Source organism: Enterobacter cloacae complex sp. 309I3 (assembly GCF_050031595.1).
In the GTDB taxonomy this organism is placed as follows: domain Bacteria; phylum Pseudomonadota; class Gammaproteobacteria; order Enterobacterales; family Enterobacteriaceae; genus Enterobacter; species Enterobacter cloacae.
The window spans coordinates 613,118-637,027 of record NZ_JBLGWI010000001.1 but is presented as its reverse complement, the minus strand read 5'-3'; the positions used below and the strand labels follow the sequence as shown (position 1 = coordinate 637,027).

Genomic DNA, 23,910 nt, shown 5'->3' with positions numbered 1-23,910 from the left:
AGGAGCTATGTGCCAGAGCCCCGTCGCCAATATCGATATCAGCAAAGAGTACGACGAAAGTCTGGGCACCGACGATGTGCACTATCAGTCGTTTGCCCGCATGGCGGCCTTTTTTGGCCGCGACATGCAGGCGCATCGTCACGACCAGTATTTTCAGATGCACTTTCTTGATACCGGGCAGATAGAACTCCAGCTCGACGATCATCGCTACTCGGTGCAGGCTCCGCTGTTCGTCATTACCCCACCGTCGGTGCCGCACGCGTTTATCACCGAATCCGACAGCGATGGCCACGTTCTGACGGTACGCGAGGATCTCATCTGGCCGCTGCTGGAGGTGCTCTACCCCGGCACGCGAGAAGCGTTTGGCCTGCCGGGGATCTGCCTGTCGCTGGCCGATAAGCCCGACGAGCTGGCGGCGCTCAGGCACTACTGGCAGCTGATTGCCAGGGAATCCACCGGGCAACTTCCTGGGCGCGCGCATACCCTGGTGCTGCTCGCGCAGGCGGTCTTTACCCTGCTGCTGCGTAACGCCAGGCTCGACGACCACGCTTCAGGCGGCATGCGCGGTGAGTTAAAACTGTTCCAGCGCTTTACCCAGTTGATTGACACCCACTATCACCAGCACTGGACGGTGCCGGACTACGCCTGTGAACTCCACCTGACCGAATCCCGCCTGACCGATATCTGCCGCCGCTTCGCCAACCGTCCGCCGAAGCGGCTGATCTTCGACCGCCAGCTGCGCGAAGCCAGACGGCTGTTGCTCTTTTCCGACAGTACGGTCAGCGAGATTGCGTGGCAGTTGGGCTTTAAGGATCCGGCCTATTTTGCCCGCTTTTTCAATCGCCTGACGGGCTGCTCGCCCAGCGCGTATCGGGCGCAGAAAGTACCGGTTTCCCCTGTTGCCCTCACCCCTGCCCTCTCCCAACGGGAGAGGGAGTAACCGTTCCCTCTCCCGTTGGGAGAGGGTTAGGGTGAGGGAAATCACACTCTGCGATCTCTCGCGAAAAGTACCTGCCGTTGTCCCAATCGTCCCTTCACGTTCCGCCCCTCTCACGCTTCAATTAAACAACAAAAACAAAACATAAATTTAACAAACCAATTCCGATACGAGGTCCCTATGAAGCCTGAAGAGTTCCGCGCTGATACCAAACGCCCGTTAACCGGCGAAGAGTATTTAAAAAGCCTGCAGGATGGCCGCGAGATTTATATCTACGGCGAGCGCGTTAAAGACGTCACCACCCATCCGGCGTTTCGCAATGCGGCGGCCTCCATCGCGCAGATGTACGACGCGCTGCACAAACCTGACATGCAGGATACGCTGTGCTGGGGCACCGACACCGGCAGCGGCGGTTACACCCATAAGTTCTTCCGCGTGGCGAAAAGCGCCGACGACCTGCGTCAGCAGCGGGACGCCATCGCCGAGTGGTCTCGCCTGAGCTACGGCTGGATGGGCCGCACGCCGGACTACAAAGCCGCGTTCGGCTGCGCGCTCGGCGCAAACCCGGCCTTCTACGGCCAGTTTGAGCAAAATGCCCGTAACTGGTATACCCGCATTCAGGAAACCGGCCTGTACTTTAACCACGCTATCGTCAACCCGCCTATCGACCGCCACAAACCGGCGGACGAGGTGAAAGACGTCTATATCAAGCTGGAAAAAGAGACCGACGCCGGGATCATCGTCAGCGGCGCCAAAGTGGTTGCCACCAACTCCGCGCTGACCCACTACAACATGATCGGCTTTGGCTCCGCGCAGGTGATGGGCGAAAACCCGGACTTTGCGCTCATGTTCGTCGCGCCAATGGACGCCGAAGGGGTGAAGCTGATCTCCCGCGCCTCCTACGAGATGGTGGCTGGCGCTACCGGCTCGCCGTACGACTACCCGCTCTCCAGCCGTTTTGATGAGAACGACGCGATCCTGGTGATGGATAATGTACTGATCCCATGGGAAAACGTGCTGATCTACCGCGATTTCGACCGCTGCCGTCGCTGGACTATGGAAGGCGGTTTTGCCCGCATGTACCCGCTGCAGGCCTGCGTGCGTCTGGCGGTGAAGCTCGACTTCATCACCGCCCTGCTGAAAAAATCGCTGGAGTGTACCGGCACCCTGGAGTTCCGCGGCGTGCAGGCAGATCTCGGCGAAGTGGTCGCCTGGCGCAATATGTTCTGGGCGCTGAGCGACTCCATGTGTTCCGAAGCCACGCCGTGGGTGAACGGTGCGTACCTGCCGGATCACGCGGCGCTGCAAACCTATCGCGTAATGGCGCCAATGGCCTACGCGAAGATTAAAAACATCATCGAACGCAACGTCACCAGCGGGCTGATCTACCTGCCATCCAGCGCACGGGATCTGAACAACCCGCAGATCGATCAGTATCTGGCGAAGTACGTGCGCGGCTCCAACGGCATGGATCACGTCGAACGCATCAAGATTTTGAAGCTGATGTGGGATGCCATCGGCAGCGAATTTGGCGGCCGTCACGAGCTGTATGAGATCAACTACTCCGGCAGCCAGGACGAAATTCGCCTGCAGTGTCTGCGCCAGGCGCAAAGCTCCGGCAACATGGACAAAATGATGGCGATGGTCGACCGCTGCATGTCTGAGTACGACCAACACGGCTGGACGGTGCCACACCTGCACAACAACAGCGATATCAACATGCTGGACAAGCTGCTGAAATAACGCAGCGGGAGGTTTCAATGCATTCAGATGAACAACGCCTGCGTTTTCGCGACGCCATGGCCAGCCTGTCGGCCGCGGTGAATGTCATCACCACGGCGGGCGATGCCGGACGCTGCGGGATCACCGCCACTGCCGTCTGCTCGGTAACGGATTCCCCGCCGTCGATCATGGTCTGTATCAACGCCAACAGCGCCATGAACCCGGTGTTTCAGGGCAACGGCAAGCTGTGCGTGAATGTGCTCAACCACGAGCAGGAGATCATGGCTCGCCACTTCGCCGGTATGACCGGGATGGCCATGGAGGAGCGCTTTACCCTCTCCTGCTGGCAGAAAGGTCCGCTGGCGCAACCGGTGCTGAAAGGGGCGCTGGCAAGCCTGGAAGGCGAGATAAGTCAGGTGCAAACCATCGGCACGCATCTGGTTTATCTTGTTGAAATTAAAAATATCATCCTCAGTGAAGAGGGCCACGGCCTGATCTATTTCAAACGCCGTTTCCACCCGGTAATGATGGAGCCGGAAGCAGCCGTGTGATCCCCTCTCGCGCTGGCCCTCCTGAGGCCAGCGCGCCTTTCTGCAAAAATTCCTAAGGTTTCCGCTAAATCACGCCGTTATATAGCCATAAGAGAAATTTTCTGTGCCTGAATACTGACACGCTGTGTCAGTGCTACCCGCATCATTCAGCGCATACCCTAATATACAGGAAGACCTTATGGCTAAAACGACGCGGAGCCGCTCGGCTGAACGTCTGGTCGATATTCTCCTTGAGCTACATTTAAACGGTGTGATAAACCGCAGTGCGCTGATGGAGAAATTTAATATTACCGAGCGTACCGTCTACCGGGATTTAAATGCGCTCTCCCCGATTGTGGAACATACCGGAAACGGGCTATATCGGCTGATCCATTCCGCGCAATCGCCCGGCGGACAAGGATTACACCATACCCTTGCTAACTTCCTGAATGCTGATAGCTTTTTCCCCGAAAGAAACGCGGAGTTTTGGGAGAAACTCGAAAACCGCGTTGATGAAAATCATATTCTTATTCTCGCCAACGAGGCGGAGCACACGGCGGAACGTGATATTCGTCGCCATTTATCCAACATTGAAAAATCGATTAAAAACTGTAATGTTTGCCAGATCGTTTATAAAGGCAAAACCCGGCTGATTAACCCCTATAAACTCATTAACAAAAAAAATATATGGTATTTACAAGCTACCGAAAATAGCCGGTTAAAATCCTTCTCATTGAGTCAGATTCGCTGGCTTGATATTCAGAAACGCACCTTTACGCCGGACGAAAATGTGATCGGGCTGTTGGAAAAAAACCTCGATCCGTGGGTATCGGAAGATACTTTCGAGGTGAAAATATTTATTAAGGATAATATTTCACACTACTTCCTGCGCCGCGATCTCCTCCCGGCACAAGAGCTGCTGGAGGAGCAACACGACGGCGTGACGCTGCGCTGTCAGGCAGCACATGAAAACCAGATCCTGCCGCTGCTGTTCTACTGGTTACCCAACATTCAGATCCTGGAGCCAGCCTGGCTTAAGGAAAAGCTGGTTAAAACGCTGGAAGGCTACCTGGCGGGGAGCGCAGCCACGGTAACCGGGTGATCTGTATCACATTATTTCTCCCGCTGGCGGCGAGCCTGAACCACTCGCCGCCCCCTTTGACCGCTCACCAGGCACTTTCAACCACTCACCCATTTTCTCCCCTTTACGCGCGCAAGCTTCTGGCACGATCGCTCCAGCATTACTCAATACCTCCTCACAACGAACCCTGACCCTTTTTTCTTTACATAAAAAACCAGGTCTTACTATGGATACTAAAAAACTACTGAAGCACGTGCCCTGGGCCTTACTCGGGATCCTCGGCGCTTTCTGTCTGGCGGTTGTCGCATTACGCCGGGGCGAACACGTAAGCGCCCTGTGGATCGTGGTCGCGTCGGTTTCCGTCTACCTTGTGGCTTATCGCTACTACAGCTTATACATCGCGCAGAAGGTCATGAAACTCGACCCGACGCGTGCCACCCCGGCGGTCATTAACAATGACGGCCTGAACTACGTGCCAACCAACCGCTATGTGCTGTTTGGTCACCACTTTGCCGCCATTGCAGGCGCTGGCCCGCTGGTCGGCCCGGTACTGGCCGCGCAGATGGGTTACCTGCCGGGTACCCTGTGGCTGCTCGCTGGTGTAGTGCTGGCGGGTGCGGTGCAGGACTTTATGGTGCTGTTTATCTCCTCGCGCCGTAACGGTTCGTCGCTGGGTGAGATGATCAAAGAAGAGATGGGCCGCGTGCCGGGTACCATCGCCCTCTTCGGCTGCTTCCTGATCATGATCATCATCCTCGCGGTGCTGGCATTAATCGTGGTGAAAGCGCTGGCTGAAAGTCCGTGGGGCGTCTTTACCGTCTGCTCTACCGTGCCGATTGCGCTGTTCATGGGGATCTACATGCGCTTCCTGCGCCCTGGCCGCGTCGGCGAGGTGTCGGTCATTGGTATCGTGCTGCTGGTTGCCTCTATCTACTTCGGCGGTGTGATTGCGCACGACCCGTACTGGGGTCCGGCGCTGACCTTTAAAGACACCACCATCACCTTTGCCCTGATTGGTTACGCGTTTATTTCTGCCCTTCTGCCGGTATGGCTGATTCTGGCTCCGCGTGACTATCTGGCGACCTTCCTGAAAATCGGCGTCATCGTCGGGCTGGCGATCGGTATTGTGATCATCAACCCTGAACTGAAAATGCCGGCGGTGACCCAGTACATTGACGGTACCGGTCCGCTGTGGAAAGGCGCCCTGTTCCCGTTCCTGTTTATCACCATCGCCTGTGGTGCCGTTTCTGGCTTCCACGCGCTGATCTCCTCCGGCACCACGCCGAAGCTGATGGCCAACGAAACCGACGCGCGTTTCATCGGTTACGGTGCCATGCTGATGGAATCCTTCGTGGCGATCATGGCGCTGGTGGCTGCGTCTATCATCGAACCGGGTCTTTACTTCGCGATGAACACCCCGCCGGCAGGCCTGGGCATCACCATGCCAAACCTGCATGAGATGGGCGGTGACAACGCGGCGCTGATTATGGCGCAGTTGAAGGACGCCAGCGCCCACGCGGCGGCGACCGTCAGCTCCTGGGGCTTTGTGATTTCGCCTGAGCAGATCATGCAGACCGCGAAAGACATCGGCGAACCGTCCGTGCTGAACCGCGCCGGTGGTGCACCGACGCTGGCGGTAGGTATTGCACACGTGTTCCACAAAGTACTGCCGTGGGCGGACATGGGCTTCTGGTACCACTTCGGTATTCTGTTCGAAGCGCTGTTCATCCTCACCGCGCTGGACGCCGGTACCCGTGCAGGCCGCTTTATGCTGCAGGATCTGTTGGGGAACTTCGTGCCGTTCCTGAAGAAAACCGACTCTCTGGTGGCGGGCGTGCTGGGTACTGCGGGCTGCGTTGGCCTGTGGGGTTACCTGCTGTACCAGGGCGTTGTTGACCCACTCGGCGGCGTGAAGAGCCTGTGGCCGCTGTTCGGTATCTCTAACCAGATGCTGGCAGCCGTTGCCCTGGTGCTCGGCACCGTGGTACTGGTGAAGATGAAACGCACCAAATACATCTGGGTCACCGTGGTGCCTGCGCTGTGGCTGCTGCTCTGCACCACCTGGGCGCTGGGTCTGAAACTGTTCAGCAGCAACCCGCAGCTGGAAGGCTTCTTCTACATGGCTAACCAGTACAAAGCGAAAATTGCCGCCGGTGGCGCGGATCTCACCGCCCAGCAGATTGCCAACATGAACCATATCGTGGTGAACAACTACACCAACGCGGGTCTGAGCATTCTGTTCCTGGTGGTGGTGTACAGCATTATCTTCTACGGCATCAAAACCTGGATGAAAGTGCGTAACGCTGAAGGTCGAACGGACAAAGAGACCCCGTACGTGCCGGTACCGGAAGGCGGCGTGAAGACCTCTTCGCACCATTAATCTACTAATACCCCTCACCCCAGCCCTCTCCCCATAGGGGAGAGGGTGTAAAAGTTCCCTCTCCCCTATGGGGAGAGGGTTAGGGTGAGGGGCTTTTCCTGTCTGGAATCCACAATGTTTGGTAACTTAGGCGAAGCAAAAAAATACCTCGGTCAGGCAGCGAAAATGCTGATTGGCATTCCGGACTATGACAACTACGTTGAGCATATGAAAACCAACCACCCGGATAAGCCCTACATGACCTACACTGAATTCTTCCGCGAGCGTCAGGAAGCGCGCTACGGCGGAAGTGGAGAAGGCGGCGTCCGCTGCTGCTAAAGGAGAGACCATGACCCCGATTGCCGTCACCCTGTTGACCGGTTTCCTCGGCGCCGGTAAAACCACCCTGCTGCGCCACATTCTCAACGCGCAGCACGGTTTCAAAATCGCCGTGATCGAAAACGAGTTCGGCGAAGTCTCCGTTGACGACCAGCTGATTGGCGATCGCGCCACGCAGATCAAAACCCTGACCAACGGCTGCATCTGCTGTACCCGCTCTAACGAACTGGAAGATGCCCTGCTGGACCTGCTCGACAGCCGCGATCGTGGGGACATCCACTTCGACCGTCTGGTGATTGAATGCACCGGCATGGCCGACCCCGGCCCGATTATTCAGACCTTTTTCTCGCATGACATCCTTTGCCAGCGCTACCTGCTGGACGGCGTGATTGCCCTGGTCGACGCGGTTCACGCCGACGATCAGATGAACCAGTTTACCATCGCCCAGTCTCAGGTGGGCTACGCCGACCGCATCCTGCTGACCAAAACCGACGTGGCGGGCGAGAGCGTTAAACTGCGCGAGCGCCTCGCACGCATCAACGCCCGCGCGCCGGTATACACCGTGACGCACGGCGATATCGACCTGTCTCAGCTGTTCAACACCAACGGTTTTATGCTGGAAGAGCATGTCACCTCAAAACCGCGTTTTCACTTTATGGCGGATAAGCAGAACGACGTAGCGTCGATTGTGGTGGAGCTGGATTACCCGGTAGACATCAGCGAGGTCTCCCGCGTGATGGAGAACCTGCTGCTGTCGTTTGCCGATAAACTGCTGCGCTACAAAGGCATGCTGTGGATCGACGGCGAACCAAACCGCCTGCTGTTCCAGGGCGTACAGCGGCTGTACAGCGCGGACTGGGACAGACCCTGGGGCGACGAGACACCGCGCAGCGTGATGGTGTTTATCGGTATCCAACTGCCGGAAGAGGAAATCCGGGCGGCGTTTGCGGGGCTGCGGAAATAAGATAATTCAGGGTCACATACAAGTGACCCTGTTTAACCTAACGATCAAGGTTTGCAAAATTTTTATTCTTTGCACTCTGGCAGAGAAGTAAGACTACTGCACAAGCACCAATCACCATAGCCGTATTTCGTTGAATGAGCAGGACATCAGTGAGTCCCATTAAGAGTAGCGCTGTAATATAAAGCAGCAACCCAGAATTTAATCGGTTATTTTTTACAAATGATGCCATGACACAACAAATATAGAATAAAAGCAGAGAAACAACTCCAAAAATCCCTTGCAAACTAAAGCTTTCTATTATTTCATTATGAAAATGATACTTAATGACTCTGATTGCCTCTCGACTTTTGTAATTTTCCGAAATATATAGCTTTGCTTTATTATAACGATCTTCAGCATCCTGACCAAAAAGAGAAACGCTTGCTACATGAAATCCTGCATCGAGCATTACAAAACGTGCTCCCAATGATGTATTAGCATTATCGTTTTGAAGTTGCTGTATATTATCATATGCCTCCAAAATTCTCTTTTGCATCTTATAGGCTATGCCGCATCCAATAACCGATATCGTCAATACAGCCAGACACCAATATCGAAATTTTACGTTTCTAAGCTCAATACAGGCTAAAACGCAGCATACAATAAAAAAAGTACCTATGGCACCACGGGTTTCAGTCATTAATAACAAATAAGAAAACACAATAAATGTTACCGCAAAACTTAACATCCGCCACGACGGTTTTGCGATAGTTTTTTTAAATAAAGACATACAAACTATTGACTGAATAACTATTATATAAGCAGCTGTTGTTGCCGCATCGGCCAAAAGTTTGATTCTATTTACACCTATAGCTTGTTGTTGATAACCGAACCAAACTGTAATTATACCTAACACGAGGCTAATGCAAGCAGCAAATTTCCAGGTTTGAACAGTTATCTCGCTAACAGATTTAAGCAAATAAAAAGCTATTAGACCAGCCAGGATAAGCAACTTTCCACCAGCATAGTAATTATCCTTTATATCTTGCAAATGCGCTGACGAAAAACTTATAGACCATATCAACTTACTGGCCCCAAGAAGCACAATACTTAATATAAAAGTCATAGCTATCCTATTATCAAACAGCCACTGACGAAAGTTGTTCCAACTCTCCAATAAAACAAGTCCCAAAATAGAAAGATAGCAACTCATATAGAATAGTTTTCTTGGATATGCCTCCATGAAAAGATCGCTAGCAATAGAAAACACAATAAGAATGAAAATAAGATTTACATTTAACTTTTTAATATACGCACGACTTAACATGACTTTTTTGCCTTCTTTTCAAGGAGACGTACAAAATGATATTTAATAAAAATATAGAAAGCCTCAACAAACTGTTTTTTGATAAGGAGCATTTTATAGTATTTCTTTAATTCTTTAGCACAACGTGGTTCAACATCCGCAACATCACGCCAGGGGGATAATTTTTTATACTTGCGATAGTGAGCACTAATATTCTGTTGATTCCAAAGTTGCCATGGTTTATCACTACCAACATAATGCAGAAAAATTGTTTTTTGAGGTGGTTCATACATAAAATCTGCACTCTTATGCCCCGTCTTAATTTGCCGATTATATTTTTCATCAACAAACATAACTCTTTTATGTAGAACAACATTTAGGGCATCCTGATCAAAATACTTAAATTCAGTTCTTCTTTCCAATAAACATTCAATAACTTTTTGCGAAATATTGTTTTCATTCCAATTCAGAGCATTGATATAGAGCATACCAGAGTTGAAATAATCGCCATCCGAAATATTAATAGATTTTGATAATAGCAATTGCTGCTCTGGTTCCTTACTGCGCAACAAATACTATTCCTAGGTTTATAATCCTCTATTAAATCAGAAATGCTATTCAATGCTACAATATCAGCGTCAATATATAATAAATAACGATAATTTTTAATTAAATATGGAGCTAAAAGACGAAAATAAATTGCAACAGGAAAAACTGATGTCTTTGGCAAAATAGTCAGCGTTTCAGCAGAGATGATAATAATCGTAAGCGCATGCTGCGTATTTTCTATGACGGATTGCAACCTGGCAAATTCAACCTCATTTTTTTGATCAGTAATAATGAAAAAATGTAACGTTTTTTCCGTTGTATTTTGAACTATAGATAACAACGAAATCCCACAGTGCATCAAAAAATTGCCATCAACGCCATAAACTACTGCAGAGTAATGGACTTCTGTATCTAAATTAAAATCCAATATTTGCAAGTTCAATAAAGATTCGTTTAAATTAAGAGTAGTCGGATTCATCATTATTTATATAGCTCAAAAATACTTATAATACATACGATAACAAATTATAAGTTTCTTCCCCAGTACTTTCTCTATTTTGTTTAAAAAACAGGCTAAACCTAAGAGGTATAAAGAAAATTTAATCATATCCATATGAAAAGTAAATAAAAAAGCACTGCAATCACTTTCACATGACTGCAGTGCTTTAGTACTTCATGGCTGGTGGATTACAGCAAGCCGCTCGTTTTCAATCCAACGCCTCCGGCAGCGTCACAATCCACAACTCACTGTCAGACTCCGGTTTCTCCAGCGGCTTCACGCTGAGGGTCGTCTCAACCGGCTTATCATCCAGCGTCAGCTTTCCTTCCGCGTTCACCCGATAATCCTTGAGCTTCTTGCCCTCGACCGGATGTTGCATCGCCACCTTCACGCCAAAGTCGTTATCGTTCGCCACCGCCAGCGTTTTGCTGTCGATCAGCGCCAGCCCTTCAGCCTTTTCCTGCTGCCAGCCCAGGGCGCGCAGATCAACAACCTGCGTTTTCTGCGCAAGGGTAATGCCGCGCTGTGCCAGGGTTTTCTCATCATCAAACTCCGGATACTCGCCCGGCTTGTCGAAACCTGACAGGTCGCTCGCCTTACTGAGATCGACCTTGTAAATCAGGTTACGCATTCCGTCGTTTTTATCACTTCCCTGTTCAATCAGCAGGATGTGCTGGTCATCGAGCGCCACGATGTCGCCGATTTTAGCGTCGCTGTTTTTGCTGTAGGCCGCGCTGTCGATGGGATAACCGTACATCGCGGTTTTCCCGCTTGCCGGGTCAAAGCTCACCAGACGCGTAAACAGCGCCTTTTTCTTGCTCTTACCGTCGATATCCAGCGTACTTTGCACGGCGGCAATAATACGCCCGTCCGGCATACGGGTGAGGCCTTCAAAGCCGCGGTTCGCCTGACGCCATTTGAGGATATTTGGCAAACCGCCCGCAATTGCTTTTTCCCCTTCTGCCGCCTGCGGACCGTGGATCGCCAGGATTTTCCCTTTACTGTCGATGTTAATCAGAAACGGGCCATACTCATCGCACAGCCAGTAACCGCCTTTACCGTCCGGGGTGATCCCTTCCGTATCCAGCCCGCGATTATCCCCCTTCAGCCTCTTTAACGTGTCGCTGAAGGCCACTTCATTGGTGGATCCAATCACGTCGCTTTCCAGCGGCAGACCGTTGATCGCGCCTTTATCGTCATGCAGAGGACGGGCATCAATGGCCTCCGCTTTGCCGTTTTGTACACGAATCGTCATCAGCAGCGGCGCGAAATCTGGCGTAACGAAAATTTTGGCTTCGTTTTTACCCACTTTCGGTGAATCCGCGTTCGGACCGCGATCGGTAATGGTGGCGAAGGTCAGGGCATCGCCCTGTTTCCCGGTGAACAGCAGGCCAGAACCTATCCCAACCGGAAGCCCGTTCGGGAATGCACTGGCAAACGCGCCGGTGTAGTTCACGTGTGTGCCTTCTGGAAAACTGACGACATAGCGCTCAGCCGTAGGCTGCGCCGCGAGGGCAGAGAAAGAAAGCACACAACCGATTAGCACAGGAATAATTTTTCTTTTCATGTTGTTAGCATCCATAAAGTGAAGCTCACACCGTAAAGAAGAAACGTGTCAGGAAAATGACATCGAATGGCAACATTGCGCGGGCCGGAGCGCCAAAGAAATGTAAAGCTCTGTTGTTATCTGTAACAGCAGAAACATTTCTGGAAATTATTAGAAACCCAATTAATTCGCTGCGAACCACTCTTTCTGCTCTCGTTCAGATTATGTTTAGCTAAAAAAATAAACACTTTCTAAACGCCAAATCATTACCCGTTGACGACCTCGCAACCCAACACTCTCGCAACACCACCAAATTAAAAAATTAACAAAACCAGCATAAAACGGCGACTTTCATCACATTTGCAGTCATTAACATCGCTTGTTAAGGTGCGCCCAGATTAAATTGATGACGAGGCATATGAGATGAAAAAACTGAATATCCTTCTGCTGACTGCGTTGACTGCTGTATCGGGTTCTGCACTCGCTCTGGGTGGCAGCGTTGAGCAGGGTAAAAACTTTACCAACCTCAACCTGGAGATGGGTAAATCCTCATCCGGCCTGTATGTGGAAAGCAACTGGCTGAAAAACACCGATGACGGTACGCAGACCGGCGGTGTGGGTGCAGGTTATAACCTGGGTCTTGGCCCGGTCATGCTGAACGCGGGTGCAAAAGCTATCTATATCGGCCCGAAAAAAGGCGATAACGGCGTGGCGTTCCCGATCGGTGGCGGCGTAAACGTTGCCCTGACCGACAGCATTCATCTGTATGGTGAAGGCTACGTGGCACCAGAAGGGATGAACAACAGCGTGAAAAACTACGTTGAAGCCAACGGCGGCGTAAGCTGGACGCCAGTTACACCTGTGACCCTGAAAGTGGGTTACCGCCACGTGAGCGTTGATGGTAAAGACGGTCGTCCAGGCCACACCCTGATTGACGGTGCGTATGTTGGCGGTGGAGTCACCTTCTGATGAAACACCGCATTACCGCGCTTTGCGTTCTGAGCCTCACGCTTCTGCTCACCGGCTGCGTCCAGTACAAATGGGTGAAACCGGGCGTCAGCGACGCTGAAATGAACAAAAAGCTCACGGAATGTGAAGCGCAGGCGCTGATCGATCTGCCCCCGGATAACGTCGTGACCGGTTCGGACTCGGAAAAAACGGATCTGAAGAACAAGAAAAAGGATATTTCCACGAGCTACACGGTTGAAGACGCCAATGAGGATCGCAGGGCGACCCTCGTAGACAGCTGCATGTTCAAAAGCGGCTGGGATAAAATTGAAGTGCAATAATCTCTAAAAAACCTGCCTACTGGCAGGTTTTTTATTGCCGCTTACTTACGCACCACCACCAGCTTCTGGTTCACAAACTCTTTGATCCCCAGATCCGACAGCTCGCGTCCGTAACCGGAGCGCTTCACGCCGCCAAACGGCAGCTCCGGTGCGGTATCGGTGAGCCAGTTGATATACACCATGCCGGTCTCAATCCGTGACGCCATTTTCTTCGCGCGTTCAATATCCTGACTGAACACCGCACCGCCCAGTCCGTAGTGGGAGTCGTTCGCCAGGGCGACCGCCTCGTCATCGTTTTTCACCATATATATCTGCGCCACCGGGCCGAAGAACTCCTCGAAGTACGCCGGGTTGTCGCGGGAGATATTCGTCAGGATCGTCGGCTCAAAGAAGCTCCCGTCGCGCTGCACCGGTTTACCACCATAGTGTAACGTCGCGCCCTTTTTCACCGCCTCATTGACCTGTTTTGTCAGCGTTTCGAGCGCATCTTTAGACGACAGTGGCCCAAGCGTGGTGCTTTCATCCAGCGGGTCGCCAATTTTCACCTGCTTAAAGGCGTCGGTGAATTTGCTCAGGAAGGCATCGGCAATTTTCTCATGCAGGATAAAGCGCTTCGCTGCGGTACAGACCTGACCGGCGTTGTTAAGTCGCGCGTTCACGCCTGTCTTCACCGCTTTATCAAGATCCGCGTCGTCCAGCACCACGAAAACGTCGTTACCGCCCAGCTCAAGGGTGGATTTCTTGATGTGCTTCGCCGCCTGCGCGGCCACCACGCTGCCCGCTTTCTCAGAGCCGGTTAGCGCGGCCCCCTGTACGCGGTCGTCAGCGATGATGTTCGCCACCTGCTCAGACGAGATAAAGAGATTGGTCCATGCCCCTTCCGGCGCCCCTGCCTCACGCACCAGATGAGCAAAGGTTTCGGCACAGTGCGGCACGATGCTGGCATGTTTAGCCAGCACCGGGTTACCCGCCGCCAGGTTAGGTGCCAGAACACGCATCAGCTGATAATACGGGAAATTCCACGGTTCCACGGCCATCAGCACGCCGATGGGGTGATGCTCCACCCACGCTTCTCCGAGTTCAGACGGGTACTTCACCGGGGCCAGGAACTGCTTCGCGTTATCGGCATAGTAGCGGGCGATTTGCGCGCACAGCTTCACCTCACCGCGGCTTTGTTCGATGAGCTTACCCATCTCCTGACTGGCAATTTTAGCCAGCTCCTCGGTGCGTTCGTCGATCAGGTCAGCAAGCTTATGCAGCACCGGCAGGCGCTGTTCAATGTCGCCTTTCGCCCACTGCGAATGGTAAAGGGCGTCGGCCGCTTTCAGCGCCGCTTCGATATCCGCGTCGGTATGAGAGGGATATTCTTTGATGAGCTGGTTGGTGGCAGGATTTACTGTCTGATAAGCCATATCGAATCTCCATGTTTTACCGCTTAGGGTAGTAAGGGTAGACAACATGACGGGTGATGGACGTAAAGTTGGGTATATCCGGAAGGTTCTTAGTAAGGCCAGGGCATGGTATAAAAATGTTCCTGACAGGAGCGCCTATGACCCATACCCGACACATCCGCCAGACCTTTAACCGCCTTCCGGGCCTTGAGCTGCGCAGCACGTGGCAGAGTACCGTGGCGTATAAACGTCATTGTCACCCTCAACTCTCGATTGGCGCGATAGTGGAAGGCCAGACCTGCTGCCGGTGCAATGACACGCAGTACATCCTCCACCCCGGCGATCTCATCGTGATCCCGGCGCAAGTGCCGCACAGCTGCAACCCCGTTGCGGGCCAGCCCCGCAGCTATCATATGCTCTATATCGACACGGATTATCCCCTGGCAGAACAGGTCATACGCGACAGCACGTTGTTTGCTCTTTACCAGAACGTTGTTGAGAACATGTCGGCTAATTCCCTGAACATGCTGATTTCTGCCCTTCCGCGCTGCGCCAGCCGCACGGGTGAACTACGTACAACCAGCCAGCACATCCAGCAGGCGTTTCTTGCCGATTTAACCAGCCCGCCGTCACTCGACGACCTTGCCCACCGCTTCTCGCTGCGCAAAGAGACGCTGATCCGCACCTTCAGGCAGGACACTGGCCTGACGCCGGGCAGCTTTCTCAACATCTCCCGCGTGGAATACGCCAAAGCGCGGCTGCGTGCCGGGGATGATATTGCCGATGTCGGCTACCAGAGCGGGTTTGCCGATCAGAGCCATTTTCATAAGACCTTTGTGAGCTATACCGCCGCCACGCCGCGCCAGTACGCCACGGGCCGATCAATATCGGACAATAAATAGCGTTTGCATCGCCGTAGTCTGACCTCGGTTTTTTACACAGAGGTTGCTATGGAACTGTTATTCCCTTCCGCTTTTCTCGCTCTGGCGCTGGCGCATTTTGTCGCCCTGTTAAGCCCGGGCCCGGATTTCTTCCTGCTGGTGGGCTACGCGGCGCGCTACCGGGTCCGCGGCAGCGCCGGACTGTGCCTCGGCATCGCCGCGGGCAACGGGTTGTATATCCTGCTGGTGATTATTGGCTGGAGCGCGCTGCGCCAGTTTACGTGGCTGTTTACCCTTATCGAGCTTTGCGGGGCGCTGTATCTGCTGTGGATCGGCTCGCATCTGGTGCGCAGCCGCCCGCAAGCGCTGGCGCTGAACGAAACCCACCAGCGCTTCCCCTCACTGCGTAAACAGATCCTGCTGGGACTTGGCTCGGCGTTATTAAATCCAAAGAACGCCCTGTTCTATCTGGCGCTGATGACGGCGCTGCTGGGGCCAAATGTCACGCTGCTTCAGCAGGCGACCTGCGGCGTCTGGATGGTGCTGGTGGTGCTGGTGTGGGATCTGGCGCTGGTGTCGCTGATGGGGCTGCCCGCGGTGCAACAGAGGCTCAGCCGTTCGCTGTGGTGGATTGAGCGCACGGCAGGGGTTGTGCTGATGGGGTTTGGCGGGTGGGTGCTGTGGCGGCTGCTGGAGCTGATAAGCTGAAATAAGGGGCAGCCCAACGCTGCCCGTGGTCTATTTTTTGTTTTGATCGCGCAGCATCGCTTCACGCAATATGGCATTTAGCCGCGTCTGGTAACCCTTTCCAGGCCGTTTCAGCCACTCCATCACGTCGGCGTCAATGCGTACAGATGCCTGCGTTTTAAGTGGCCGATAGAACTTCCCTCGCACCGCCCCGGACCACTGTTTATCGTTCGTGGCAGGAATATCGCTGTAATCGATTTCTGCTTCTGGTTTTTCAGCTAATGCTTTTAGCTCAGCGTCACGACGAGCGCTAACCTCAGGCGAACTACCTCGTTTATGTTTAACGATGCTCATAACGGTTCCTCTCTTTACGGTCCGCCTTACGTGCGCTAATGATACGAATAATTTCGCCTCCGCTTTCGAAACGTACCGTATGTGCGACCAGGATAACAATGACGCCTTGCACAAGGCCGATGGTTTGCCAGCGAAACTCACCGTTCTCATAGCGATCCTGAACAGACAAATGATAAGGATCGTCGAAAACCAGAACCGCATCCTCAAAGCGTATGCCATGTTTTTGCTGGTTACTTTTCGCCTTATCGCTATCCCACTCATACTCCGTTGGCATAGTGTACCCTTCCCTGATTGTATATACAAAAAAGCATATACAAACTGCGCAAGGATTAAACCCATTAAGCAAAAGCGGTGTTTAATTTCGGAAGGCGGATTCCAGAAGCGAAGATGGTGTAACGCTCCCGTCTTTGCACTTTCCCCCCGTCTCCCTCTATCCTTAACCCATGGAAAAAATCGCTGAACTCAAACGCGCCAAGCTGCTGGCGCTGTCGCTGCTGCTGATTGCCGTCGCGGCGTTTATCACCACCCTGTTTCTGCCGCAAACCTTCTGGGTGCGCGGCGTGAAGGCCATTGCCGAGGCGGCGATGGTTGGCGCGCTGGCGGACTGGTTTGCGGTCGTCGCGCTGTTTCGCCGGGTGCCCATTCCGTTTATCTCGCGCCATACGGCGATTATCCCGCGCAATAAAGACCGGATTGGCGATAATCTCGGCCAGTTCGTGCAGGAGAAGTTTCTCGACACCCAGTCGCTGGTGGCGCTGATCCGCCGTTATGAGCCGGCGCAGATGATTGGCACCTGGTTCAGTAAGCCCGACAATGCCCAGCGTGTCGGGCAGCATCTGATTCAGGTGATGGGCGGTTTTCTTGAGCTGACCGACGACGGGCGTATTCAGCGCCTGCTCAAACGCGCGGTGCATAAAGCCATCGATAAGGTCGATTTCACCGAAACCAGCGCAGTGATGCTGGAGAGCATGACCAAAAACAACCGCCATCAGGTACTGCTGGACGCCATCATCAACCGCCTGATCACCCTGATTCAACGCGATAGCACGCGGGAATTTATTTCAGACCAGATCGTCCACTGGCTTAAAACCGAGCATCCGCGCAAGGCGATGGTGCTGCCCACCGAGTGGCTGGGCGATCAGAGCGCGGAGATGGTGTCAAACGCGGTGAATACCCTGCTGGACGACGTCAGTCATGACCGTACCCACCAGATCCGCCAGGCGTTCGACCGCGCCACGCTGAAGCTTATCGACAACCTGAAAAACGATCCGGAGATGGCCGCAAAGGCAGAGAACATCAAGCATTACCTGAAGAACGACGACGCGTTTAACCGCTATCTGGGTGAGATGTGGGCTGACCTGCGCCAGTGGCTGAAGGCGGATATGCAACGTGAGGATTCCCGCGTGAAGCAGCGAATCGCCAACGCCGGGCAGTGGTTTGGCGAAACGCTGCTCGGTGACGACAGCCTGCGGGCATCGCTCAATGAGCACCTCGAGCAGGCGGCGCACCGCGTGGCACCGGATTTCGCTGCGTTTCTCACCCGTCATATCAGCGACACGGTAAAAAGCTGGGACGCCAAAGATATGTCCCGCCAGATCGAGCTTAATATCGGCAAAGATCTGCAGTTTATCCGCGTCAACGGCACCCTGGTGGGCGGGACAATTGGCCTGATTCTGTTTTTACTCTCGCAACTGCCCGCCGTGCTTGCGCATTACTCCGTTTTGGGTGGTGCAATGACGTAGCGCGTCGCCTCAAAGCGATTGAGGATCAAGTGCACCAGAAACACCATCGTCAGCGTCGCCACCAGAGAAAAGGTCACCGAGGTGATGCGGTAGAGATCGCTGAACACCAGGTCGCTGTCCGGGTGCATGTTCTGACCGAACATAATCCCGATGGTGGTGATGCTGGCAAACCCAACGCCGGCTCCCACCTTCTCCATCACATGCAGACGCGCACCAAACGCCAGCCCGAGGCCGATAAGCGGCATCATCAGTAGCATGTGGCTGCTGTGATCGTAGAGGATAAGCTGCACCACCAGAATATAGAGACAGCCCAGCACCACGCCAGCCACGCGCCAGATAGAGCTCATCACCGCGCCGCGATAGTGCATCGGGAACAGAATCAACACACCGGCCATCAGCGCCGAAAGCGAATCGCTTAAATCGCTTATCTGGAAGATGACAAAAATCATCGTCGCAACGGTGCCGGAGAGCAGAGACTCGTGCCGCACGCGGGCATCATCTTTCTCGATCAGCGGCGGCGGCTTGCGTGGCTCAACGTCCGGCAGGAGGTAGTTCATCAGCGCGCTCAGGCATACCGCCATCACACTCGCTTCAATGTTGGAAAACAGCAGCGTGTGCCAGTCGGTGGTGGGATAGCTCATAAAGTTGAGCATCACGCTCTGGCACACCACGCCCATCGACCCGAACAGGAACAGCGGCCCCTTACTCATAAAGCGAAAACGCATGACATACAGGGCAAAAACTACCAGCGTCATGATCACCGGCCACTGGGACAGATAGCCGATAATAACCACCATTTCGACGCAGTTTAGCGATGCGCTGAAGATAAACTGCTTCGCCACATGGCGGTTAAAGACCGGCACCAGCGACAGCAGCATGATGGGGTAGACCACATAAAACACGCCGTAGCTGGTGTTATAGAAACTTGAAATACTCAGCGCGATCATCCCGGCAAAGACGATGCGCAGGGTCTGGCGAAAGTCATTGGCCGTATAGACGATGTTGCCGTGCGGGGTAAAGACCCGCGCCAGCGTGCTAATAGACATAGTGGAGCAGGCTCACCAGGTGGATTTGCATCCCGGAGAAGAAGCGCGCAAACGGCCCTTCGCTGTTGTAGAGCTGCACGGTGGCACGAGCGCCGGTCGGGAGCGGTTTCGGCAGCGTCTCATCCAGCGCCACGTGAATGCGCATTCGCTGAGCGTCGCGCACCCAACGGTTGGAGGTTTCCGGCGCGGACAGTTCGCCGCTCACCGCCTCCTGTCCGGCAAGGATCCCCGCATCGCTGCTGGTCACGTGGGCGCGGAAAACCTGTCCCGGAAAGGCGTCAAATACCACGGCGGCATCGGTCCCCTGATGGGTATGGCGCAGACTCTTCTCACGAAAATCGGCCACAATATCGGTCTGATTATTCACCAGCGCCAGCGCCGCCGAACCGGACGAGGCATAAAACCCGGGGCTTAGCTGCAGGTTGCTGACCGTGCCGTTCGCCTGGGCGTAAACCTTCGTCCAGCCGAGGTTGAGCTCCGCCTCATCAAGCGCGTTACGGTATTTTTGCAGCGTCACGTTGCGGTGCTCTTCCCGCTCGCCACGCTGGATGCGCAGGTTATGGATGTTCGCCTGAATCGAGCTCACGGACTGCTCGCTGCTCTGCCAGGTGGTACGGACCTTATCCAGATCCGCCTGCGAGACGTTCTGTAACGTGCTCAGCTTCTGGTAGCGGTCAAAGGTCACTTTGTCGTTACGCGCGGTCAGCACGGCGGTTTTCAGGCTGGCCTGGGCGGCGGCGATCTGCGCGTCCAGCTGTTCATTGGACAGGCGTGCCTGCTCAAGCGCGATTTGCGCCGCTTCCACTTTATTGCGAAACGGCGTGTCATCCAGCTCAAACAGCAGGTCGCCCCGCTTCACCTGGCTGTTGTTGTGTACGTGCACGGCCGACACATACCCGGAGACGCGCGGAGAAACCGGCGTCACCACGCGCATGACGGTGGAGTCCGGCGTCAGCGGGATCCAGATATCGGCGACGACAAAGTAGACAAACATCAGCAGGAAAGAGGCAATACTCACCCTTACCCAGCGGGCAAACTTTTGTTCAGGAGTCATTATTTTTCGGTCTTGTTATCTTCTTCGCGGATTGTCCGCAAATTGCAGGCGATTTGATTCAAGGTGGCGCTGAAAATTTCGATATGCTCAGGCGCGATGTTTTGCGATACGCGCGTCTGGTACGTCTCAATCACCTGGGTGAGCCTTTTTAGGATGGCTTTTCCCTCAGGCGTCAGCGTCAGAAGCCGGATGCGCTTGTCATAAGGCGATACGGTGCGCAGCAGGTATCCCTGCTTTTCCAGCTGTGTCAGGGTGCGCATCAGCGGCGGCAGTTCAATGCCCTGCACCTCCGCCAGCTCACTCACCGAGACGTTATCCCCCAGTTGATGAAGCTGCATCATTACCGTCCAGCTCGACTGGGTTAACCCGGTATCGAGAATGGCGTCGTCAATAACGGCGCGCCACTGGCGCACAATCATCGCCATCCGCATGCCCATCGGCCTGCGGCAAAACAGTTGTTCTTCACTCATGGGGGAACCTCTCGAAACACGTCGTCAAGATAATAGTTATCAGGGTAAGTATCAAGAAACGCGAGGCGAAAGAGCAGGAATTGCGAAAGGATATCTCCCTCTCCCGGCGGGCTGAGGGTTCCCCATACAATAATGCCTGCACGGAGGCCCCCCTCTCCCTTAAGGGAGAGGGTTGGGGTGAGGGTACAGCCCGCAGCGGAGTTTAGCGGCTAAAATGTCGGGTAATGGCGCCCTTCCCCGAAGCCGTAAGCACCACTTCCCGATACCCCGCTACCCGCTGGATCCAGCCCTTGCTTTCCAGATGCATGAGCAACGCCGCACCGGCTTCACCGCCCAGATGAAACCGCCGCTCGCTCCAGTCCAGACAGGCGCAACAGGCCTTTCGCCGGGGATGGGTGCTTAACGGGATACCGAGTTTCAGAAACTGCTCCCGGCCATACAGGGTCAGTGCCGAACCGTCTGGCTCCAGCCAACTTTCGGCCTGCATGAAATCGTAGATCTGCACCGCCACCGCGCCCGCCAGATGGTCGTAGCAGGTGCGGGCTTCACGCAGGGCTTTTGGCGCGCTGGTTTCCGGCGGAGAAATGCGGTGCCACGACAGCCCCATCATCTGCTCCACCAGCTCCGCTACGTCATGCCCTGCCAGGCGATAATAGCGATGGCGCCCCTGCGACAGGCAGGTAATGAGCTTTCCGTCCAGCAGTCGCGCAAGGTGCCCGCTGGCGGTAGACGGCGCCACATCCGCCGCCGCACTCAGCTCGGTGGCCGTCCACGCCCGCCCGTCCATCAGCGCACAAAGCATTTTCACGCGCGACGGATCGGCCATTGCGGCTGCTACTGCGGCAATGGCCTGCTCCAGCGCTGCGCTGTTATCTGGCGGTAAGCTCGTCTTTAACATAGGTTGCCCAGGGTTCGGTGATTGCTGCGGCCAGCTTATCATTATCCGTCAGCAGAATAAGGTGATTCGCGTGGTCGCTGTACTGGGTAAGAATAGACACCCCGCGAGCCGCCAGTGCAGCAGCTATCTCCCCCAGTTCGCCGGGGCGTTCCTGCCTCAGTTTTCTGATGATGGGCTGACGAACCGCTTTCAGGTTAAATCCGGCCTCAAGCAGAACATGGCGGGCTTTTTCGCCGTCTTCCACCAGAAAATGCGCCTCAACGCCGAATACGCCACCGCCTTCCAGTCCAATCCCCTTACTGCCCAACAGCTGACCAAAGCGTGCCAGTTCACCCGGCATATCGTTAAAAATCACATGAACATCATACATCCGCGTGCCCTCCGTTTTCGGCGCTGTATTCCCGCACCAGCTGTGCCACCCGAATGCGGTAGTACGTAAAAATCGACTCCCGCCCCTCGGCCTGCGCGGCCTGATGAAAAACGTTCTGCTTCCAGTTGCGGATAGCCTCTTCGTCCCGCCACCAGGAGAGCGAGAGAATTTTGCCGTCGGTGGTCAGGCTCTGGAAACGTTCGATATCGATAAAACCGTCAATATCCGCCAGCAGGGGTTTAAGTTCGGCCGCGAGCTGCAGGTAGCGCGCCTGATGCGCCGGCGCGGCTTTAGCTTCGAAAATGACTGCGATCATGAAGGTCTCTCCGTTGTGATGGTGTGAAGAGAATGCAGGACAGATGACAAGGATGCTTCGGTATGGAGCGAAGTGTTGTGCCGGATGGCGCTGCGCTTATCCGGCCTACGGTTTTTGTAGGCCCGGTAAGCGTAGCGCCACCGGGCAGGGTTTAACCCACAATCGACTTCGGCTCCATAAACGCTCCAATTCCCCATTCGCCCATCTCGCGTCCCACGCCGGAGTGTTTAAACCCGCCAAACGGGGCTTTTGGCTCATGCGCGAGGGTGTTTACCAGCACGCGCCCGGAAACAATCTGCTGCGCCACGCGACGCGCACGCCCGGTGTCACGCCCCAGCACCATCGCGCTCAGGCCGTACTCGGTATCGTTGGCAATCGCGACAGCCTCCGCCTCGTCCTGATAAGGAATAATGCACAGCACCGGGCCAAAAATTTCCTCACGCGCGATGGTCATCTGGTTGTTCACATCAGTAAACAGCGTCGGGCGCACAAACCAGCCGTCCCGCGTCCCGTCCGGTCGCCCTTCGCCGCCCGCCAGCAGTCGCGCGCCTTCGTCGAGCCCTTTGCGAATATACCCCTGCACCCGCAGCCACTGCTTTTCGCTGACCATCGGGCCAATCTCTGTCGCGCTTTCGCGCGGGTCGCCGGATTTCACCGCCGTCACCGCCTGCGCCAGGGCGGTTTCCATCTCGGCCTTGCGCGACTGCGGCACCAGAATACGCGTGCCGGCCACGCACGCCTGCCCGCTGTTCATAAACCCGGCCTGAATCACCAGCGGGATCGCCCATGCAAGATCGACATCATCCAGCAAAATCGTCGGCGATTTACCGCCTAACTCCAGCGTGACGCGCTTAAAACCCTCCGCCGCGTTACGCAGGATCGCTTTGCCAGTATTCGTCGACCCCGTAAACGAGATTTTTGCCACGTCCGGGTGGCGGCTAATAGTCTCCCCCACCGTCTCACCGCGCCCGGTGATAATATTAAACACGCCCGCTGGCAATGCGGCATCACGCAGCGCCTCGGTGATGATCTGCGTTTGCAGGGCGCTCATTTCACTGGGTTTGATCACCGCCGTGCAGCCCGCCGCGAGCGCCGCCGCCAGTTTGCCGCAGATAAACCCCGCATCGCTGTTCCACGGCGTGATCAGGCCCGCTACGCCTAGCGGCGTCATCTGCACCGATGCCGCCCCCGCTGAAAATGAAAATTCAAACGCCTCCAGGGCCTCAATCGCCTGGGCAATGACATCGGCCGGATAACTGGCCATCCACGCCGAGCGCGCAGCCGGTGCGCCGTACTCTTCGATTATCGCCTCCAGCAGTTGATCTTGACGGGCGGCAACAGCGGCATGCATACGTGTTAACGCAGCAATCCGTTCCTGTTTTGTGGTTTGCGACCACGCCGGAAACGCCGCTTTGGCGGCCGCAATGGCGCGTTCAGCGTCGACCTCATCTGCCAGACGCACCTGCCCTATGACCTGTTCCGTCGCCGGGTTGTATAAATCAAAACGCTCGGTGCCGTGCGGGGTAACAAATTCGCCGTTGATAAAAATCTGTTCGATGTGGTGCATATAAACCTCCTCAGGCTGTGTGGACACAGTCTGG

25 protein-coding genes and 1 pseudogene are annotated in these 23,910 nt (G+C 54.5%); 12 read left to right on the top strand and 14 right to left on the bottom strand.

Annotated features, from left to right (window positions below):
• Positions 1-7: 7 nt before the first annotated feature.
• The 7 genes from hpaA to yjiA all read left to right on the top strand — a co-directional run bounded on the left by hpaA (position 8) and on the right by yjiA (position 7,932).
• Positions 8-940 (top strand): 4-hydroxyphenylacetate catabolism regulatory protein HpaA, encoded by a 933-nt coding sequence (hpaA, locus tag ACQG22_RS03015; protein WP_114519207.1) that lies wholly within the window; start codon positions 8-10, stop codon positions 938-940.
• Positions 941-1,117: 177 nt separating this feature from the next.
• Complete coding sequence (gene hpaB / locus ACQG22_RS03010) at positions 1,118-2,680, top strand: 4-hydroxyphenylacetate 3-monooxygenase, oxygenase component (RefSeq protein ID WP_013095447.1); 1,563 nt, start codon at positions 1,118-1,120, stop codon at positions 2,678-2,680.
• A 17-nt stretch (positions 2,681-2,697) separates the two neighbouring features.
• Positions 2,698-3,210 carry a 4-hydroxyphenylacetate 3-monooxygenase reductase subunit gene (locus tag ACQG22_RS03005; protein ID WP_020688846.1) on the top strand — a complete coding sequence of 171 codons (513 nt, stop codon included), beginning with the start codon at positions 2,698-2,700 and terminating at the stop codon, positions 3,208-3,210.
• A 178-nt stretch (positions 3,211-3,388) separates the two neighbouring features.
• Positions 3,389-4,291 carry a helix-turn-helix transcriptional regulator gene (locus ACQG22_RS03000; protein ID WP_020688847.1) on the top strand — a complete coding sequence of 301 codons (903 nt, stop codon included), beginning with the start codon at positions 3,389-3,391 and terminating at the stop codon, positions 4,289-4,291.
• Positions 4,292-4,496: 205 nt separating this feature from the next.
• Positions 4,497-6,650, top strand: a complete 2,154-nt coding sequence (locus ACQG22_RS02995; protein WP_029882188.1) for a carbon starvation CstA family protein — start codon at positions 4,497-4,499, stop codon at positions 6,648-6,650.
• A gap of 114 nt (positions 6,651-6,764) precedes the next feature.
• Positions 6,765-6,968, top strand: a complete 204-nt coding sequence (locus ACQG22_RS02990; protein ID WP_003856610.1) for a YbdD/YjiX family protein — start codon at positions 6,765-6,767, stop codon at positions 6,966-6,968.
• 10 nt (positions 6,969-6,978) lie between these two features.
• Positions 6,979-7,932: a GTPase gene (gene yjiA / locus ACQG22_RS02985; RefSeq protein WP_045902501.1), complete on the top strand. Its 954-nt coding sequence runs from the start codon at positions 6,979-6,981 to the stop codon at positions 7,930-7,932.
• A gap of 37 nt (positions 7,933-7,969) precedes the next feature.
• On the opposite strand, the gene ACQG22_RS02980 is transcribed toward yjiA, so the two are convergent.
• The 4 genes and pseudogenes from ACQG22_RS02980 to ACQG22_RS02965 form a co-directional block, all read right to left on the bottom strand.
• Positions 7,970-9,238: an O-antigen ligase family protein gene (locus tag ACQG22_RS02980; RefSeq protein ID WP_102752465.1), complete on the bottom strand. Its 1,269-nt coding sequence runs from the start codon at positions 9,236-9,238 to the stop codon at positions 7,970-7,972.
• Positions 9,232-9,510, bottom strand: a complete 279-nt coding sequence (locus ACQG22_RS02975) for a glycosyltransferase family 8 C-terminal domain-containing protein (RefSeq protein WP_426711601.1) — start codon at positions 9,508-9,510, stop codon at positions 9,232-9,234. The genes ACQG22_RS02980 and ACQG22_RS02975 overlap by 7 nt, the downstream gene beginning before the upstream one ends.
• A pseudogene (locus ACQG22_RS02970) lies at positions 9,502-10,124 on the bottom strand (glycosyltransferase family 8 protein); the annotation flags it as partial. The pseudogene ACQG22_RS02970 and the gene ACQG22_RS02975, both read right to left, overlap by 9 nt.
• Positions 10,125-10,473: 349 nt before the next feature.
• Positions 10,474-11,832 carry an esterase-like activity of phytase family protein gene (locus ACQG22_RS02965; RefSeq protein ID WP_141236769.1) on the bottom strand — a complete coding sequence of 453 codons (1,359 nt, stop codon included), beginning with the start codon at positions 11,830-11,832 and terminating at the stop codon, positions 10,474-10,476.
• Between the two features lie 402 nt (positions 11,833-12,234).
• Between ACQG22_RS02965 and ACQG22_RS02960 the strand changes: the two genes are divergently transcribed.
• Together ACQG22_RS02960 and ACQG22_RS02955 are read left to right on the top strand one after the other, a co-directional pair.
• The gene (locus ACQG22_RS02960) at positions 12,235-12,780 is read left to right on the top strand and encodes a YfaZ family outer membrane protein (protein ID WP_013095440.1); all 546 of its coding nucleotides are present in this window, start codon (positions 12,235-12,237) and stop codon (positions 12,778-12,780) included.
• Positions 12,780-13,100 carry a hypothetical protein gene (locus ACQG22_RS02955; protein WP_013095439.1) on the top strand — a complete coding sequence of 107 codons (321 nt, stop codon included), beginning with the start codon at positions 12,780-12,782 and terminating at the stop codon, positions 13,098-13,100. Before ACQG22_RS02960 ends, ACQG22_RS02955 begins: the two co-directional genes overlap by 1 nt.
• A 41-nt stretch (positions 13,101-13,141) precedes the next feature.
• Here the strand turns inward: ACQG22_RS02955 and ACQG22_RS02950 are convergent, their stop codons facing one another.
• Positions 13,142-14,512 carry an NAD-dependent succinate-semialdehyde dehydrogenase gene (locus tag ACQG22_RS02950; protein WP_058678937.1) on the bottom strand — a complete coding sequence of 457 codons (1,371 nt, stop codon included), beginning with the start codon at positions 14,510-14,512 and terminating at the stop codon, positions 13,142-13,144.
• Positions 14,513-14,649: 137 nt separating this feature from the next.
• Between ACQG22_RS02950 and ACQG22_RS02945 the strand changes: the two genes are divergently transcribed.
• Positions 14,650-15,393, top strand: a complete 744-nt coding sequence (locus ACQG22_RS02945; protein ID WP_336340418.1) for an AraC family transcriptional regulator — start codon at positions 14,650-14,652, stop codon at positions 15,391-15,393.
• A gap of 48 nt (positions 15,394-15,441) precedes the next feature.
• Complete coding sequence (locus ACQG22_RS02940) at positions 15,442-16,080, top strand: LysE family translocator (protein ID WP_194500792.1); 639 nt, start codon at positions 15,442-15,444, stop codon at positions 16,078-16,080.
• A 30-nt stretch (positions 16,081-16,110) separates the two neighbouring features.
• On the opposite strand, the gene ACQG22_RS02935 is transcribed toward ACQG22_RS02940, so the two are convergent.
• Complete coding sequence (locus ACQG22_RS02935; RefSeq protein WP_336340417.1) at positions 16,111-16,413, bottom strand: BrnA antitoxin family protein; 303 nt, start codon at positions 16,411-16,413, stop codon at positions 16,111-16,113.
• On the bottom strand, positions 16,400-16,687 hold the full coding sequence (locus ACQG22_RS02930; RefSeq protein WP_023620650.1) for a BrnT family toxin: 288 nt from the start codon (positions 16,685-16,687) through the stop codon (positions 16,400-16,402). Before ACQG22_RS02930 ends, ACQG22_RS02935 begins: the two co-directional genes overlap by 14 nt.
• 169 nt (positions 16,688-16,856) lie before the next feature.
• On the opposite strand from ACQG22_RS02930, the gene ACQG22_RS02925 reads away from it, so the two are divergent.
• Positions 16,857-18,155, top strand: coding sequence for a DUF445 domain-containing protein (locus ACQG22_RS02925; protein WP_013095435.1), 1,299 nt, complete (start codon positions 16,857-16,859; stop codon positions 18,153-18,155).
• On the opposite strand, the gene ACQG22_RS02920 is transcribed toward ACQG22_RS02925, so the two are convergent.
• The 7 genes from ACQG22_RS02920 to ACQG22_RS02890 form a co-directional block, all read right to left on the bottom strand.
• Positions 18,125-19,201, bottom strand: coding sequence for a DUF2955 domain-containing protein (locus ACQG22_RS02920; protein WP_038418624.1), 1,077 nt, complete (start codon positions 19,199-19,201; stop codon positions 18,125-18,127). The two genes, ACQG22_RS02925 and ACQG22_RS02920, sit on opposite strands and share 31 nt — an antisense overlap.
• On the bottom strand, positions 19,191-20,258 hold the full coding sequence (locus ACQG22_RS02915; protein WP_086528209.1) for an HlyD family secretion protein: 1,068 nt from the start codon (positions 20,256-20,258) through the stop codon (positions 19,191-19,193). Before ACQG22_RS02915 ends, ACQG22_RS02920 begins: the two co-directional genes overlap by 11 nt.
• On the bottom strand, positions 20,255-20,725 hold the full coding sequence (locus ACQG22_RS02910) for a MarR family winged helix-turn-helix transcriptional regulator (RefSeq protein WP_013095432.1): 471 nt from the start codon (positions 20,723-20,725) through the stop codon (positions 20,255-20,257). The genes ACQG22_RS02915 and ACQG22_RS02910 overlap by 4 nt, the downstream gene beginning before the upstream one ends.
• 202 nt (positions 20,726-20,927) lie before the next feature.
• A complete protein-coding gene (locus tag ACQG22_RS02905; RefSeq protein WP_038418621.1) occupies positions 20,928-21,623 on the bottom strand; it encodes an ArsR/SmtB family transcription factor in 696 nt (231 codons plus the stop codon).
• Positions 21,595-21,993 carry a hypothetical protein gene (locus tag ACQG22_RS02900; protein ID WP_058678940.1) on the bottom strand — a complete coding sequence of 133 codons (399 nt, stop codon included), beginning with the start codon at positions 21,991-21,993 and terminating at the stop codon, positions 21,595-21,597. Before ACQG22_RS02900 ends, ACQG22_RS02905 begins: the two co-directional genes overlap by 29 nt.
• Complete coding sequence (locus ACQG22_RS02895) at positions 21,986-22,309, bottom strand: antibiotic biosynthesis monooxygenase family protein (protein WP_023620659.1); 324 nt, start codon at positions 22,307-22,309, stop codon at positions 21,986-21,988. Before ACQG22_RS02895 ends, ACQG22_RS02900 begins: the two co-directional genes overlap by 8 nt.
• Before the next feature lie 151 nt (positions 22,310-22,460).
• Positions 22,461-23,876 (bottom strand): aldehyde dehydrogenase family protein, encoded by a 1,416-nt coding sequence (locus tag ACQG22_RS02890; protein WP_246949233.1) that lies wholly within the window; start codon positions 23,874-23,876, stop codon positions 22,461-22,463.
• Between the last annotated feature and the right edge of the window lie 34 nt (positions 23,877-23,910).

What these genes read in the sequence shown, in the direction of transcription:
- ACQG22_RS02920 (WP_038418624.1), bottom strand. Translation starts at nt 19,201, where the DNA reads ATGTCTATTAGCACGCTGGCGCGGGTCTTTACCCCGCACGGCAACATC.
- ACQG22_RS03000 (WP_020688847.1), top strand. Translation starts at nt 3,389, where the DNA reads ATGGCTAAAACGACGCGGAGCCGCTCGGCTGAACGTCTGGTCGATATT.
- ACQG22_RS02940 (WP_194500792.1), top strand. Translation starts at nt 15,442, where the DNA reads ATGGAACTGTTATTCCCTTCCGCTTTTCTCGCTCTGGCGCTGGCGCAT.
- ACQG22_RS02980 (WP_102752465.1), bottom strand. Translation starts at nt 9,238, where the DNA reads ATGTTAAGTCGTGCGTATATTAAAAAGTTAAATGTAAATCTTATTTTC.
- ACQG22_RS02950 (WP_058678937.1), bottom strand. Translation starts at nt 14,512, where the DNA reads ATGGCTTATCAGACAGTAAATCCTGCCACCAACCAGCTCATCAAAGAA.
- ACQG22_RS02925 (WP_013095435.1), top strand. Translation starts at nt 16,857, where the DNA reads ATGGAAAAAATCGCTGAACTCAAACGCGCCAAGCTGCTGGCGCTGTCG.
- ACQG22_RS02995 (WP_029882188.1), top strand. Translation starts at nt 4,497, where the DNA reads ATGGATACTAAAAAACTACTGAAGCACGTGCCCTGGGCCTTACTCGGG.
- ACQG22_RS02990 (WP_003856610.1), top strand. Translation starts at nt 6,765, where the DNA reads ATGTTTGGTAACTTAGGCGAAGCAAAAAAATACCTCGGTCAGGCAGCG.
- ACQG22_RS02900 (WP_058678940.1), bottom strand. Translation starts at nt 21,993, where the DNA reads ATGTATGATGTTCATGTGATTTTTAACGATATGCCGGGTGAACTGGCA.
- ACQG22_RS02935 (WP_336340417.1), bottom strand. Translation starts at nt 16,413, where the DNA reads ATGAGCATCGTTAAACATAAACGAGGTAGTTCGCCTGAGGTTAGCGCT.
- ACQG22_RS02960 (WP_013095440.1), top strand. Translation starts at nt 12,235, where the DNA reads ATGAAAAAACTGAATATCCTTCTGCTGACTGCGTTGACTGCTGTATCG.
- ACQG22_RS02965 (WP_141236769.1), bottom strand. Translation starts at nt 11,832, where the DNA reads ATGAAAAGAAAAATTATTCCTGTGCTAATCGGTTGTGTGCTTTCTTTC.
- ACQG22_RS02930 (WP_023620650.1), bottom strand. Translation starts at nt 16,687, where the DNA reads ATGCCAACGGAGTATGAGTGGGATAGCGATAAGGCGAAAAGTAACCAG.
- ACQG22_RS02945 (WP_336340418.1), top strand. Translation starts at nt 14,650, where the DNA reads ATGACCCATACCCGACACATCCGCCAGACCTTTAACCGCCTTCCGGGC.
- ACQG22_RS02905 (WP_038418621.1), bottom strand. Translation starts at nt 21,623, where the DNA reads ATGTTAAAGACGAGCTTACCGCCAGATAACAGCGCAGCGCTGGAGCAG.
- ACQG22_RS02955 (WP_013095439.1), top strand. Translation starts at nt 12,780, where the DNA reads ATGAAACACCGCATTACCGCGCTTTGCGTTCTGAGCCTCACGCTTCTG.
- ACQG22_RS02975 (WP_426711601.1), bottom strand. Translation starts at nt 9,510, where the DNA reads ATGTATGAACCACCTCAAAAAACAATTTTTCTGCATTATGTTGGTAGT.
- hpaA (WP_114519207.1), top strand. Translation starts at nt 8, where the DNA reads ATGTGCCAGAGCCCCGTCGCCAATATCGATATCAGCAAAGAGTACGAC.
- ACQG22_RS03005 (WP_020688846.1), top strand. Translation starts at nt 2,698, where the DNA reads ATGCATTCAGATGAACAACGCCTGCGTTTTCGCGACGCCATGGCCAGC.
- ACQG22_RS02895 (WP_023620659.1), bottom strand. Translation starts at nt 22,309, where the DNA reads ATGATCGCAGTCATTTTCGAAGCTAAAGCCGCGCCGGCGCATCAGGCG.
- yjiA (WP_045902501.1), top strand. Translation starts at nt 6,979, where the DNA reads ATGACCCCGATTGCCGTCACCCTGTTGACCGGTTTCCTCGGCGCCGGT.
- ACQG22_RS02910 (WP_013095432.1), bottom strand. Translation starts at nt 20,725, where the DNA reads ATGAGTGAAGAACAACTGTTTTGCCGCAGGCCGATGGGCATGCGGATG.
- ACQG22_RS02890 (WP_246949233.1), bottom strand. Translation starts at nt 23,876, where the DNA reads ATGCACCACATCGAACAGATTTTTATCAACGGCGAATTTGTTACCCCG.
- hpaB (WP_013095447.1), top strand. Translation starts at nt 1,118, where the DNA reads ATGAAGCCTGAAGAGTTCCGCGCTGATACCAAACGCCCGTTAACCGGC.